Below are 13,854 nucleotides of genomic sequence, written 5' to 3' on the forward strand. Positions count from 1 at the left end.
TGTTGCTGGGGTTATGCGGCGAGTGCGACGTCCTTCGGTGTGCGGGGTTCGTAGAAGGTGCCGTCTCGGAGCATGGCGAACAGGACGCTGATGCGCTGGCGGGCGAGGCGGAGGAGGGCCTGGGTGTGGGTCTTGCCGCGGGCTCGTTGCTTGTCGTAGTAGGTGCGGGAGGCGGGGTCGGCGTTCATGCAGGCGAAGGCGGAGAGGAACATGGCGCGTTTGAGCTGCCGGTTGCCGCTCCGGGGTGCGTGTTCGCCGTGGATGGAGGTGCCCGACTGCCTGGTGGTGGGGGCGAGGCCGGCGTAGGAGGCGAGGTGGGCGGCGGTGGGGAAGCCGGTGACGTCGCCGACGGTGACCAGCAGGACGGCGGCGGTCCTGACGCCGACGCCGGGCATCGATGTCAGGACCGGGGAAAGAGGGTGGGCCTCCAGCAGGGCATTGATCCGGGCTTCCATGGCCCGGCGCTGGGTGTGCACGGCGGCGAGCGAAGCGGTCAGAAAGGGGACGACGATGTCCAGGGTGCCGGTGCCCGGGACCACGACGGTCTGCTCGTCGAGCGAGTCGAAGACGTCGTCGACCAGCCGCTGGGCCATGCGCGGGCCTTTGGGCCGGATCAGTTCGACGAGTCTGCGGCGTCCGGCTCTGCGCAGGGCGGCCGGGGAGCCGTGGCGCTCCAGCAGCCAGGTGACGGCCTGGTGGTCCAGGCGCGGGCCGAGGACGCGTTCCAGGCTGGGGTGGAACTGGGTGAGCAGACCGCGTATCCGGTTGGACGTGCGGGTGGCCTCGGCGGCGAGGTCCTGGTCGAAGCCGGCCAGCACGGTCAGTTCGGCGGTGATCTCGTCGGCCAGTTCCAGCGAACGCAGGGTGTGCGGCATGGTGCGGGCCGCGTCCGCGATCACGGCGGCGTCCTTCGCGTCGGTCTTGGCCTCGCCGGGGTAGAGGTCGGCGATCCGCCGCATGGCAAGTCCGGGCAGGTAGGCGACGCGGCAGCCCGCGTCGCGGGCGACGGTCAGCGGGAGGGCGCCGATGGAGGCGGGCTGGTCCACGATGACCAGGACGGTGCCGAACTTCGCGGCCAGCCGGTCGAACACGGCCCGCAGTTTGGGCTCGCTGTTGGGCAGGGGCTTGTCGAAGACCTTCTTCCCGCCAGGGGTGAGTCCGTGGCCGTGGTGAGTGGTCCTGCCGACGTCCAGGCCCAGGAACACGCCCACGTCTTCGATCTCGAACATCGCGCCTCTCCAGGCGAGTTGTGCGTGCCGGCCCCGGCAGTGGTGTCGTGCTCGCGCATGCACGTCATGCAGACCTGCCGCCCGCGAACCGCCCGGCATTGCGCCGGACCGGACGGTGGCCGGACCTCTGATCAGCGTCTCCGACGACACTTCCCGGGCCCGGCGACACCACCCCCCAGGTCATCCCTTCGACAGGGGGCAAAAGTCATACCGGACCCGGAGGCCAGCGGCCCCATTGCAGGACCGCGAAAAACATAACGGGGGCGGGGCATCCTGCCGGGCCCCGCTCGTCCGAGGGTCCTGGCGCCCGCCCGAAGAGATGCCCCCAATGGCTCACCGGGCGCGGCGGGTTGCCTCTCCGGCCGTGGCGCCCCACCGAACGCGCTCGGCCCGCCGCCAGGCTCCGACCCGCAGGCCCGCCGCCACCCTCCGGTCCCCCGGCCGGCCGCCACCCGAACCGCCCCACTGCCCCTGCCGCATCGGCCCGTTGAGCCTCTCCTAGCGCGCCAGTGCCGCCCTCGGCAGAGCGCCGCCTCCCCCGGGGCCGTGCGCCGCCCCACGTCCGCCATCGGCCGCCTGTGGCTGCCCGCGCGCCCCGGGGCCGCGCGCCGTCCCGGGGTGCGCCCCGGGTCCACCCCGGCTCCGGAACCCGCGTTCGCCGCCCGGCGCCACACCCCGGCGCCGCGCATCGGGCCCTCCCCAAGGGCCCCTTGAAGGCACCACGGAGTGCTTCTCGGAGCCTCGTGTCAGGCTCTCGCCGTGCGCGACGCGAAGCCCGCCCCGGCCCCGCCCCCGCTCCGGCCCTGCCCCCGCCCCGTCGGCAGGTCCCGAACCGGCCCCTCGGCACAACCCGAACCGGCGCTCGGCGGTACCCCGTAGGGCCCCGCACCGCCCCGGAGAAGCGGCCGAGCGCCCCTCGGAGGCACCTCCAACAGCCCCCCGGGCCCACGGAGCACCCCCCCCGAATCGCCCCCGAAGGCCACCCGAAGACGCCCCGGAGCCGTGGAGAACAGCCATCGAATACCCATCGAAGAGGCATCGGGAAGCCATCGGCTTTGTATCGAAGTGCCCCGCTCCCCCACGCGACACGACCAAGATCAGTCAGGAAGTGGCGAGATTCGATCGTTTTCAGTCGTCAAGAGGGCCATTCCGGCCGCGCCAAGAGATGTGAACCAGGCATCCGGCACCCCCTCCGAGCCCCGGAGCGGCCCCTCTCCCGGGCGTGAGGGGCCCTTCCGGCGGGGCCCGGCGCACCGCTCGCCGGGGGTTCCGCGGCCTCCGTTCCGGGGGCGCGCCACCCCGTCCCGGCGCCCTTCGGGAGGCGGGGCGGGGCCCGCCCCGCCGCCCTCTCCGGCGTTCCGGGGAAAGGGGGCGCCAGCAGGCCGGGAGCCCGCCGGGAGGGCCCGCCGGACCCCTCCGGGGCCACCCCGGCCCACCCGGAAGCGCTCACTCCGCGTACATGGGGACAACGTTGTCGAACACCTCGTGAAGGTCCCGTTCAGGTCTGGTGTGACCGTCGGTAGCAAGTGTGTGAGGCGTCGAGCCGGGGGGTGGGTGGAGTGGATTTTCCCCCAGTCGGTTCCGCCCTCGTTCATATTTCCGCCAGGTCTCAACTCGGAAAAGACGTACCGGCAACCTTGCTTTCGATCTTGCTCCGCCAGCGGGAAGTGGACTATACCTGTCGGCCACCGGGGCATCGCGGGGGGAACCGCAAGCGCACCCGATTCAGCAGCACCAGCACTTCCTGCATGACCCAGCGTGACCCGATCGCGGTGCCCGGGAGGATCTCCGGTACACCGCCTGAGTCCTGGAGAAGGCGAGGACTTGAGCATGGGGATCGATCCCACACCTGCCGAGTACAACGGAGCCGGCGTCGGCCGCCGCGATCTGATCAAGCGGTCCGCCGCACTCGGTCTGGTCTCCGTACCGGCCATGGGCTTCCTGTCCGCCTGTGCGAGCAGCGGCGGAAGCGACCAGAAGAAGGCCGAGGCGGGCGAGAAGTCCGAAAAGAACCCGCTGGCGGTGAACGAGAGCGCCAAGCTGGACTTCGTCCTGTTCGACGGCGGCTTCGGCAAGGAGTACGCCGAGGACGCCATCAAGATCTACAAGAAGGCCTACCCCAAGGCCACGGTGAAGTTCACCCCCACCCAGAAGATCCAGTCGACGCTGCAGCCGCGCTTCAACGGCGGCAACCCGCCGGACCTGATCGACAACTCCGGTGCCGAGCAGATGGACATGGGCGTCCTGGTCGGCAAGAACCAGCTCGCCGACCTCACCCCGCTGCTGGACGCCCCGTCCATCGACGACCCCAGCAAGACGGTCCGGGACACACTGCGCCCCGGCATCGTCGAGATGGGCCAGTTCGACGGCGAGAAGGTCTGGATCCTCTACTACGCCTACACGGTGTACGGCAACTGGTACTCCCAGAAGGCCCTGGACTCGCTCGACACCGAGTACCCCCAGAACTGGGACGACATGATCGCCGTCTGCAAGAAGGCGAAGAAGAAGGGCATGGCCGGCTGGACCTACGCCGGCAAGTACCCGTACTACATCCCCTTCTCGCTCTCCCCGATGATCGCCAAGGTCGGCGGCGTCGAGGTGCTGGACGCGATCGACAACCTGGAGCCGAACGCCTGGAAGCACCCGGCGGTCAAGACGGTCTTCGACGCCTGGTACCAGCTCTACAAGGACGGCCACATCCTCAGGGGCACCCCCGGCCTGGACCACATCCAGTCGCAGACCGCGTGGGCCAAGGGCCAGGCGCTGTTCATCCCGAACGGCTCCTGGGTCGAGAACGAGTCGGCGAACGTCATGCCCGCCGACTTCGACCTCGCGGTGTCGGCCCCGCCCGGCATCGACTCCAGCGACAAGATGCCGTTCGGCACCATCTGGGCCTCCGGCGGCGAGCCCTTCATCGTGCCCGCCAAGGCGGCCAACGCCCCCGGCGGCATGGAGCAGTTGCGCATCATGCTCAGCCGTGAGTCCTCCAAGAGCTTCACCGCCAAGGTGAAGTCGCTGACCGCGCTGAACGGCAAGGAGGCCACCGAGGGCATCGAGCTGACCCCGGGCCTCAAGTCCGGTGTCGAGGCCCTGGAACTGGCCAAGACCAACGTGGTCAACCCGCGGATGCAGGACTGGTACGTGCAGCTCCAGAAGGAGAAGATCGGCACCGCCTGTCTGGGCGAGATGATGGCCGGCCGCCTCACCCCGGCCGAGACCATCAAGAAGATCCAGAAGTTCGCCGACGAGGCGGCCAAGGACGATTCGATCAAGCACTACAAGCACCAGTGAGCACGCGTCACCGCGGCCCGGCCGTCCCTCACCGGCCGGCCGGGCCGCGGCGGCGCCACCCGCGCGCAGATCGGGGTCGGTAGCAATGCAGCACGGCAAGTACCGGTTCATCGTGGGGTTCCTGGCGGTACCCCTGGGGCTGTACGCGCTTTTCGTCATCTGGCCGTTCATCCAGTCCATCTACTACTCGTTCACGGACTGGACGGGGCTCAGTCCCGAGTTCCGCATGGTCGGATTCGACAACTACTCACGGATGTTCGACGACTCCATCTTCTGGAAGTCGTTGCAGCACAGCGTGATGTTCGCCCTGCTGGTGCCGCTGGTGACCCTCGGCCTGGCGCTCTTCCTCTCCTACATGATCAACGTGGGCGGCCGTCGCCGCCGCGGCGGACCGGCGATCACCGGTGTCCGGGGCTCCGGCTTCTACAAGATCGTGTACTTCTTCCCGCAGGTGCTCTCCATCGCGATCGTCGCCCTGCTGTTCCAGTTCGCCTACAACCCGAACGGCGGCGCGCTCAACTCCGCCCTGCGGGGAGCCGGAGTGAGCCCGGACAGCCTGCCGGACTGGCTGGGCAGCCCGAAGCTGGCGCTCTGGTGCGTCATGCTGGTGCTGGTCTGGTCCACCGTCGGCTTCTTCGTGGTGCTGTTCTCCGCGGGCATGGCCTCCATCCCGGCGGAGCTGTACGAGGCGGCGCTGCTGGACGGCGCGAGCCGGGCCGAGACCTTCTTCAAGATCACCCTGCCGCTGCTCTGGGACACCGTGCAGTCCGGCTGGGTCTACATGGGGATCCTCGCGCTCGGTGCCGAGTCCTTCGCCGTCGTGCAGATCATGACGATGGGCCCCGGCGGACCCGACTACTCGACCACCGTCATGGTCCTGTACGTGTACCAGAAGGCGTTCCGTGACGGTCAGGCCGCCTACGCCACCACGATCGGCGTCGCCCTGCTCGTCGTCACCCTGGCCTTCGCCGCCATCGTGATGCGGCTGGGCCGGCGCGAGCGGCTGGAGTTCTGACCATGAAGACGACCGAGACCCCCGCCCCCGTACCGGCCGAGCCCGGTGCGCCCGCCCGCAGCATCCCGGCGCCCGGCGCCCCCGCCCCGAAGCAGAAGAGCGAGGGCAGCGTCCTCAACGTCTTCTCCCACGGGGTGCTGGTCATCTGGGCCATCATGGTCGGCATGCCGCTGGTCTGGGCGGTGATGACCTCCTTCAAGGACGACGGTTCGATCATGGGCTCGCCCTGGTCGCTGCCGGACCGGCTGCACTTCGAGAACTGGTCGCGGGCCTGGTCCCAGGCCCATATGAGCGAGTACTTCCTCAACACCATCCTGGTGGTGGCCGGTTCGCTGGTCGGCACCCTGGTGCTCGGCTCCATGGCGGCCTATGTGCTCGCCCGGTTCGAGTTCCCGGGCAACCGCTTCATCTACTACCTGTTCATCGGCGGCATGAGCTTCCCGATCATGCTGGCGCTGGTGCCGCTGTTCTACGTCGTGGACGGCATGGGGCTGCTGAACACCATCCACGGCCTGATCCTCGTCTACATCGCCTACTCGCTCCCGTTCACGGTGTTCTTCCTCACCGGGTTCTTCCGGAGCCTGCCCAGTTCGGTCGCGGAGGCGGCGTTCGTCGACGGCGCCTCGCACACCCGGACGTTCTTCCAGGTGATGCTGCCGATGGCCAAGCCCGGCCTGATCAGCGTCGGCATCTTCAACTTCCTGGGCCAGTGGAACCAGTACATGCTGCCCACCGTGCTGAACACCGAGCCGGACAAGCACGTCCTGACCCAGGGCCTGGTCCAGCTCGCGGTCAGCCAGGGCTACAAGGGCGACTGGGGCGGACTGTTCGCCGGACTGGTGATGGCGATGCTGCCGGTGCTGGCCGCGTACATCATCTTCCAGCGCCAGGTCGTCCAGGGCCTCACCGCGGGCGCCCTGAAGTAGCGCCCGCGCCGGGACCCGGCACGGAGCCCGGCCGCCCCGCACGGGTCCGGCCGCCCGGCCGCCCCGCACGGGACCCGGCCTCCGCGGCCCCCGGCCCCACCGCACCTCCCGCCCATGCCGTCCCCGGAACCCCGGGGGCGGCATGACGTGCGTGTGGGGCCGGGTGGCGCGGGAACCCGCGAGTGGATCAACCTCTTGACGGAAGGCGACCCGAACGGCTCAGCTTGGGGTTCACTGGTTTGACAGAGGACGGGACCCGTCGGAGCGGTCCCGCGCAGGAGGTCGTCGTGGAGACTCCCGGGTCGCAGTCGTCGCTGCACCGAGCCAACCTGGAACGCGTCGTCCGGGCGGTCCGGCTGGCGGGCTCCCTCACCCAGGCGGAGATCGCGCGCACCACCGGGCTGTCCGCCGCGACCGTCTCCAACATCGTCCGGGAACTGAAGGAACGCGGCACCGTCGAGGTCACCCCGACCTCCGCCGGCGGGCGGCGGGCACGCAACGTCTCGCTGAGCGGTGACGCCGGCATCGTGGTCGGGGTCGACTTCGGCCACACCCATCTGCGCGTCGCCCTCGGCAACCTCGCCCACCAGGTGCTGGCCGAGGAGGCCGAGCCGCTGGACGTCGACTCCTCCGCCGCGCAGGGCCTCGTCCGGGCCGAGCGGCTGATCGGCCGGCTGGTCGACGCCACCGGGGTCGACCGGTCCAAGATCGCCGGGGTGGGCGTCGGGGTGCCCGGCCCGATCGACGTGGAGTCCGGCACCCTGGGATCGACCGCCATACTGCCGGGCTGGGGCGGCGCCCGTCCGGCCGAGGAACTGCGCGGACGGCTCGGCGTCCCGGTGCACGTGGACAACGACGCCAACCTCGGGGCCCTGGGCGAGCTGGTCTGGGGCAGCGGCCGGGGGGTGCGGGACCTGGCGTACATCAAGGTGGCCAGCGGGGTCGGCGCCGGTCTGGTCATCAACGGCGCCATCTACCGGGGGCCGGGCGGCACGGCGGGGGAGATCGGGCACATCACCCTGGACGAGTCCGGCCCGGTCTGCCGCTGCGGGAACCGGGGCTGCCTGGAGACCTTCGCCTCCGCCCGCTACGTGCTGCCGCTGCTGCGGCCGAGCCACGGCGACGACCTGACCATGGAGGACGTCGTCCGCCTCGCCCGCGACGGCGACGCGGGCTGCCGCCGGGTGATCGCGGACGTCGGCCGGCACATCGGCAGCGGGGTCGCGAGCCTCTGCAACCTGCTCAACCCCAGCCGGGTGGTGCTCGGCGGGGACCTCGCGGAGGCGGGCGAACTGGTGCTCGGCCCGATCAGGGAATCCGTCGGCCGCTACGCCATCCCCAGCGCCGCGCGTCAACTCGCGCTGCTGCCGGGGGCGCTCGGCGGCCGGGCCGAGGTGCTCGGGGCGCTGGCGCTGGCCCTCGGGGAGGTGGGCGACTCGACGCTCCTGGACGGAACCGCGGCCGGAACCGTCCCCACCGGGGCTCCGGTCTTCACTTGAGGAACACCGGGAACCTCGCCGTCCCGTTCGGTGTTTACTTCTTGACGCCGAAGCTACTGACGAGTTGACTTCCGGGCACCCCCACCGGCCGCAACGACGCGGCCACGTCAGGAGGTCAGGGAAGTGAACACGCGCATGCGTCGTGCCGCTGTCACCGTCGCCGTCGCCGCCATGGCCGTCTCACTCGCCGCCTGCGGCAGTGCCAAGGAGTCCGGCGACCGGGCGAAGACGTCCGACGCCCCCTCGCGTACGGACGGCCGGATCACCATCGGCCTCCTGCTGCCGGAGAACCAGACCGCGCGCTACGAGAAGTTCGACAAGCCCCTGGTGGAGAAGAAGGTCAAGGAGCTGACGGACAACAAGGGCACGGTGGTGTACTCCAACGCCAAGCAGGACGCCACGCTCCAGGCGCAGCAGGTCGACACCATGGTCACCAACAAGGTCGACGTCCTGGTCGTGGACGCCGTGGACTCCAGGGCCATCGCCGGTTCGGTCAGGAAGGCCAAGGACGCGGGCATCCACGTCGTCGCCTACGACCGGCTGGCCGAGGGCCCGATCGACGCCTACACCTCCTTCGACAACGTCACCGTCGGCCGGACGCAGGGCGAGGCCCTGCTGAAGGCGCTCGGCGACAGGGCCGGGAGGGGCCGGATCGTGATGATGAACGGCTCCTCCACCGACCCGAACGCCGCCCAGTTCAAGGAGGGCGCCCACGCCGTGCTCGACGGCAAGGTGACGATCGGCCGCGAGTACGACACCAAGGAGTGGAAGCCGGAGAACGCCAACGCCAACATGGAGGGCGCCATCTCCGCCCTCGGCAAGGACGGCATCGTCGGCGTCTACTCCGCCAACGACGGCATGGCGGGCGGTGTCATCACCGCGCTGAAGGCCGCCGGGATCGCCGACGTCCCGGTCACCGGGCAGGACGCCGAACTCGCCGGTGTGCAGCGGATCGTCGCCGGTGAGCAGTACATGAGCGTCTACAAGTCCTACCCGCAGGAGGCGGAGGCCGCCGCCGAGATGGCCGTCGCGCTCGCCCAGGGCAAGCCGCTGGACTCCATCGCCACGGGCACCGCCGACAGCGCCACCACCAAGGGCGTGCCCACGGTCCTCGTCCCGGTCGTCTCGCTGACCGCGGACAACATCAAGGACACCGTGGTCAAGGAGGGTTTCTACACCCTCGACGAGATCTGCGCGGGCAGGTACCGGGCCGCCTGCGACAGGATCGGCCTGAAGTAGCCGGACCCGACCCGGTCCGCCCCCGTGCGTGGGGGAACGCCGGACCGGGCGGCCCGCGCGGTCCCCTCCGGCCCGCCCCGCGTCCCGACGGCTCCGACGGCCCCGCGGGGCGGAGCCCGCCCCTCGCGTCCCCGGCGGTCCGGAACGCCGCCCCGCGGGGCGCCGGACGGAACGTCCCCCGAACGTCCGCGACCTCCCGCCGAGCAGGCGGCGAAGGAGATGGTTCACGTGTCCGCTGCGCCCGTGCTGGCGTTGCGCGGGATCTCCAAGCGATTCGGTGCCGTCCAGGCGCTCACCGACGTCGAGTTGGAGGTCCACGCGGGTGAAGTGGTCGCCCTGGTCGGCGACAACGGCGCCGGGAAGTCCACGCTGGTGAAGACGATCGCCGGTGTGCACCCCATCGACGGGGGCTCCATCGAGTGGGAGGGCGAACGGGTCACGATCGGCAGACCGCACGACGCCCGCGACCTCGGCATCGCGACCGTCTACCAGGACCTCGCGCTCTGCGACAACATCGATGTGGTCGGAAACCTGTACCTGGGACGGGAGTTGCGCAAACGCGGCCTCCTGGACGAGGTGGAGATGGAGCGCCGTTCCCGGGAACTGCTGGACACGCTGTCGATCCGCATCCCCAGCGTGCGCGTCCCGGTCGCCGCCCTCTCCGGGGGCCAGCGCCAGGTCGTGGCCATCGCCCGGTCGCTGCTGGGCGAGCCCCGGCTGGTGATCCTCGACGAGCCGACCGCCGCCCTCGGCGTCGAACAGACGGCGCAGGTCCTCGACCTCGTCGAGCGGCTGCGCGAGCGCGGTCACGCGGTCCTCCTCGTCAGCCACAACATGGCCGACGTGCGGGCGGTGGCCGACCGGGTCGCCGTGCTGCGACTGGGCCGCAACAACGGGGTGTTCGAGGTCGGCGCGACCTCGCAGGAAGAGATCGTCTCCGCCATCACCGGGGCCACGGACAACGCCGTGACCCGTCGTGCGGCCCGCAGCCACGGGGAGATACGGACATGACCACCGACCGGACCGGCACCCCCGCCGGCACCCCGACCGAGCCCCCCGCCGACGCCTCCGCCGAAACTCCCTCGGACGCCCCCGCCGGCACCCCCGCCGAGACCACCGCCGGCGCCGGGGCCCCCGCGCCGGACCCCGGGACCGCCCCCGCGACGGTGCCCCCCGCCGACCCCCGGCTGCTGGTGCGCGAGCGCGGACTCGCGGGCTACCTGGGCGAGTTCGGCCGTCGGATGCGGGCCGGAGACCTGGGCTCGCTGCCGGTCGTCGTGGGGCTGCTGGTCATCTGGGCCGTCTTCACCGCCCTGAACCGCAACTTCCTCACCGCCGGAAACTTCTCCGACATGTCGGTCGCCATGGTCGGCACCGGCCTGATCGCCGTCGGCATCGTCTTCGTGCTGCTGCTCGGCGAGATCGACCTCTCGGTCGGCTCGGTCAGCGGCGTCGCGGGCGCCACCTTCGCCGTGCTGAGCGTCACCCACGGGATGCCCGAGGCGCCCGCGCTGGTGCTGGCCGTGCTCACCGGCACCGCGGCCGGCGCCCTGCACGGCTTCTTCTTCGCCAGGGTCGGCGTCCCGGCCTTCGCCGTGACCCTGGCCGGGCTGTTGTTCTGGCAGGGCTTCATGCTCCAGATCCTCGGCAGCAGCGGCACCGTCAACCTGGATCCGGAGGGCCTGGTCGCCGGGCTCACCGGCCACTACTTCGGCGACGTGGCCGCCGCCTACGGGCTGGCGCTCGCCGTGACCGCCGGGTACTTCCTGGTCACCTTCCTGGACAACCGCCGCCGGGCCGCCGCCGGGCTGCCCTCCCGGCCGCCGGCCGAGACCGCCGTCCGCACGGCGCTGCTGGCCGTCCTGGCCTTCGCCGTGGCGTACGTCTTCAACCAGTACAAGGGGCTGCCCCTGGCCGTGGTGATCTTCCTCGGCTTCCTGCTGCTCACCGACTTCGTGCTGCGCCGCACCGCCTACGGCCGCAGGGTGCACGCGCTCGGCGGCAGCGTGGAGGCGTCCCGCCGGGCCGGTGTCGACGTGGAGTGGGTGCGCGTCTCGGTCTTCGCGGTCGCCGGGACCTTCGCCGCGATCGGCGGCCTCTTCACCGCCTCGAAGATCACCGCCGCCAACCAGGGCGCGGGCACCGGGGAGTTCCTGATGAACGTCATCGCCGCGGCCGTGATCGGCGGTACGTCGCTGTTCGGCGGCCGGGGCCGCACCTGGGACGCGCTGCTCGGGGTGATGGTCATCGTCTCGATCCAGTACGGCCTGGCCCTGGAGGGCATCGCCTCACCGGTCCAGTACATGATCACCGGCGGGGTGCTGCTGGCGACCGTCGTGATCGACGCGGTCACCCGCAGGACGCAGCGGACGGCCGGCCGCGCCTGACCAGACCCGGCGCCCGTCCGGTCCGTCGCCCCTCCGGCCCGGCCCGGCCCGGCCTCGCGCGCGTCGCGGCCGGGCCGGGCGCCCGCGCGGCGGGGAAGACGGAGACGGGTCCGCCCGTCCGCCCACGGTGGGTGGGCGGACGGGCGGACCCGTTCTCGTCGGCGGTCACGGGTCCCACCCCCCGGGGGTGGGACCGGATCAGGACCGCCCGGCCGCGGAGGGCCGCAGGAGGGGTGTGCCGGGGGAGGTCAGCAGGCGCCGAGGTCCTGCCACACGCCCCACTGGCCGGTGGTGCCGGGCTCCTCGGCGGTCGTCCACCACTTGGCCTTCCAGTTGTGGCCCTTGTGGGAGACGGTCTGGCCGCCGGTGTAGACGGTGCCCGAGGACCACGGCGGCGTGGTGCACTGGTTGCCGTTGCCGCCGGTGACCGTCAGCGTGTACGAGGCGCTGTGGCTGCCGGACGGGCTGGTGCCCGTGACGGTGACGGTGTAGGTGCCCGAGACGGCCTGCGCGGTGGTGGCCAGGGTGAGCGTGGAGGACCCGCCCGCGGTGACCGACGCGGGGCTCAGCGAGGCGGTGACCCCGGCCGGGGCGCCGCTCACGGTGAGCTGGACGTTCTCCGCCGTGCCCGCCGTCACCGCGGTCTTCACGGTGGCGGTGGCGGAGGAGCCCGCGGTCACCGAGCCGGAGGCCGGGGTGAGGGCGACGGAGAAGTCGTTGGCCGGCGTGGTGGAGCCGCCGGTGAACTGCGAGAAGATGCGGGAGAAGTCCCACGTCTGCTGCTGGATGCCGGAGCAGTCGTCCCGGGCGGCGCTGCCCGCGCAGGAGCCGTTGTCGCGCTGCAGGGCCCAGAAGGACAGGGTGTTGATGCCCTTGGCGACCGCCCAGTCGTAGACCGTGCGGGCGTTGGCCAGGGTGAAGGTCTCCGCCGGACCGAAGTCGTCGACACCGATCATCTCGATGATGCCGACCATCGCCCAGAGCTGCTTGTCGGTCTTGCCCGGGTAGAGCTGGCCGAGGGTGTTGCGCAGGCCCTGGGCCGCGGTCTGGGTGTCCCGGGCCATGTCGTGCTGCTGGTTGTCGTAGTAGTCGAAGGTCATGAGGTTCACGACGTCGACCTTGGTGCCGTTGGAGACGGCGTTGCGCAGCAGGGCGACACCGTTCTGCGCGAGACCGCTGGTGGTCGTCGGCAGGGTGTACGAGATCTGCAGGGGGCGTCCGCTGGCGGCGGCCCACTCCTGGACCTGCTTGATCGCCTTGTTGCGGCGGTCGATGCCCGCGGTGTTGTCCAGCGCGTCGATCTCGATGTCCATGTCGAGGCGGGTGACGTCGTAGGTCGTGATGACCTTCTTGTACGCCTCGGCGATCTGCGCGACGTCGGTGCAGCTGTCGGCGATCTCGGTGCCGGTGGTGTCGGCGGTGTAGCCGCCGAAGGACGGGATGACGTCGCCGCCGGCCGCCTGGATGGTCTTGATGTCCTGGCCGAAGGTCGCCTGGGAGATCGGCATACTGCTGTCGCCGTTCCAGTACGGCGTGCAGGAGCCCTTGGTGGCCGTCTGCAGGAACGCCATGGTCAGGTGCTTGGCGCCGGACTGGGCGGACAGCGCGGCGGGGCTCTCGCCCGTCCACGCCTCGAAGTAGGGCGCGAAGACCCGGTCGGGCAGGGGGGTCGCCGCCTGGGCCGTGTTCGTGCCCGTCAGCGCGAGGCCGACGGCGGCCGCCGTGGTGGCGGCCGCGGTCAGGGCGGCGCGGAAGGAGCGCATGCGTCTCATGTCAGTCCCGGTGTGTGTGGGGTGTGTATCAATTCCCATGCCGTGCTGGGGCGTTGATGACTACGGGAATATCGTCGGGGAACCGGCGCACGCAATGGTCTGGACCAGAAAGGGACTAGACCAATTCGTTTCCCGCACCCGTTTCCGGCCCGCGTCACGTGCCGTCCACGGCACTGGACCACCTGGGTAAAGAGGTTCCCAAGGGGCGTTCCGGGGGGCGCGGCCCCGGTCTGCGGCGGCCCTCCTCCCGCGGACGGAGGCGTGCCGTCCGCGCCCTCGCCGCGGTGGGTGCCGGAGACGGGAGGGGCGTCCGGGCGCAAGTGCGGCCATCCGTCGGATCGTCATCCCGGCCTGTGGCCATATGGTCACTTTCGAACCAATGTGATCGAATCATTGCGTTGAGTGAACGTAGGCGTTCAGCTCCTCGCCGTGGACGCACCGACTATCCGGAAAGAAGACCCGGGGTGACGTAGGAGAGGCCACCCTTGGGTACAGC

At 70.9% G+C, this 13,854-nt stretch carries 9 protein-coding genes; 7 read left to right on the forward strand and 2 right to left on the reverse strand.

Annotation, left to right across the window (positions count from 1 at the left end):
* Positions 1-11: 11 nt before the first annotated feature.
* On the reverse strand, positions 12-1,229 hold the full coding sequence (locus ACZ7LB_RS23710; protein WP_471470912.1) for an IS110 family RNA-guided transposase: 1,218 nt from the start codon (positions 1,227-1,229) through the stop codon (positions 12-14).
* Positions 1,230-3,059: 1,830 nt separating this feature from the next.
* Between ACZ7LB_RS23710 and ngcE the strand changes: the two genes are divergently transcribed.
* The 7 genes from ngcE to ACZ7LB_RS23745 all read left to right on the forward strand — a co-directional run bounded on the left by ngcE (position 3,060) and on the right by ACZ7LB_RS23745 (position 11,586).
* Complete coding sequence (gene ngcE / locus ACZ7LB_RS23715; protein ID WP_471470914.1) at positions 3,060-4,520, forward strand: N-acetylglucosamine/diacetylchitobiose ABC transporter substrate-binding protein; 1,461 nt, start codon at positions 3,060-3,062, stop codon at positions 4,518-4,520.
* A gap of 85 nt (positions 4,521-4,605) precedes the next feature.
* Positions 4,606-5,535, forward strand: coding sequence for a carbohydrate ABC transporter permease (locus tag ACZ7LB_RS23720; RefSeq protein WP_471470916.1), 930 nt, complete (start codon positions 4,606-4,608; stop codon positions 5,533-5,535).
* A gap of 2 nt (positions 5,536-5,537) precedes the next feature.
* Positions 5,538-6,461: a carbohydrate ABC transporter permease gene (locus tag ACZ7LB_RS23725; protein ID WP_471470918.1), complete on the forward strand. Its 924-nt coding sequence runs from the start codon at positions 5,538-5,540 to the stop codon at positions 6,459-6,461.
* Positions 6,462-6,748: 287 nt separating this feature from the next.
* Positions 6,749-7,960: an ROK family transcriptional regulator gene (locus ACZ7LB_RS23730; RefSeq protein ID WP_471470920.1), complete on the forward strand. Its 1,212-nt coding sequence runs from the start codon at positions 6,749-6,751 to the stop codon at positions 7,958-7,960.
* Between the two features lie 135 nt (positions 7,961-8,095).
* Positions 8,096-9,199, forward strand: a complete 1,104-nt coding sequence (locus ACZ7LB_RS23735; protein WP_471470922.1) for a substrate-binding domain-containing protein — start codon at positions 8,096-8,098, stop codon at positions 9,197-9,199.
* Between the two features lie 219 nt (positions 9,200-9,418).
* Complete coding sequence (locus ACZ7LB_RS23740) at positions 9,419-10,210, forward strand: ATP-binding cassette domain-containing protein (protein WP_471470923.1); 792 nt, start codon at positions 9,419-9,421, stop codon at positions 10,208-10,210.
* Entirely contained in the window at positions 10,207-11,586 is a 1,380-nt protein-coding gene (locus ACZ7LB_RS23745) for a sugar ABC transporter permease (protein WP_471470924.1), read from the forward strand. The genes ACZ7LB_RS23740 and ACZ7LB_RS23745 overlap by 4 nt, the downstream gene beginning before the upstream one ends.
* A 248-nt stretch (positions 11,587-11,834) precedes the next feature.
* Here ACZ7LB_RS23745 and ACZ7LB_RS23750 read toward each other — a convergent pair whose 3' ends face one another.
* A complete protein-coding gene (locus ACZ7LB_RS23750; RefSeq protein WP_471470926.1) occupies positions 11,835-13,358 on the reverse strand; it encodes a chitinase in 1,524 nt (507 codons plus the stop codon).
* Between the last annotated feature and the right edge of the window lie 496 nt (positions 13,359-13,854).

The organism is Streptomyces sp. NPDC107521, from assembly GCF_055598485.1.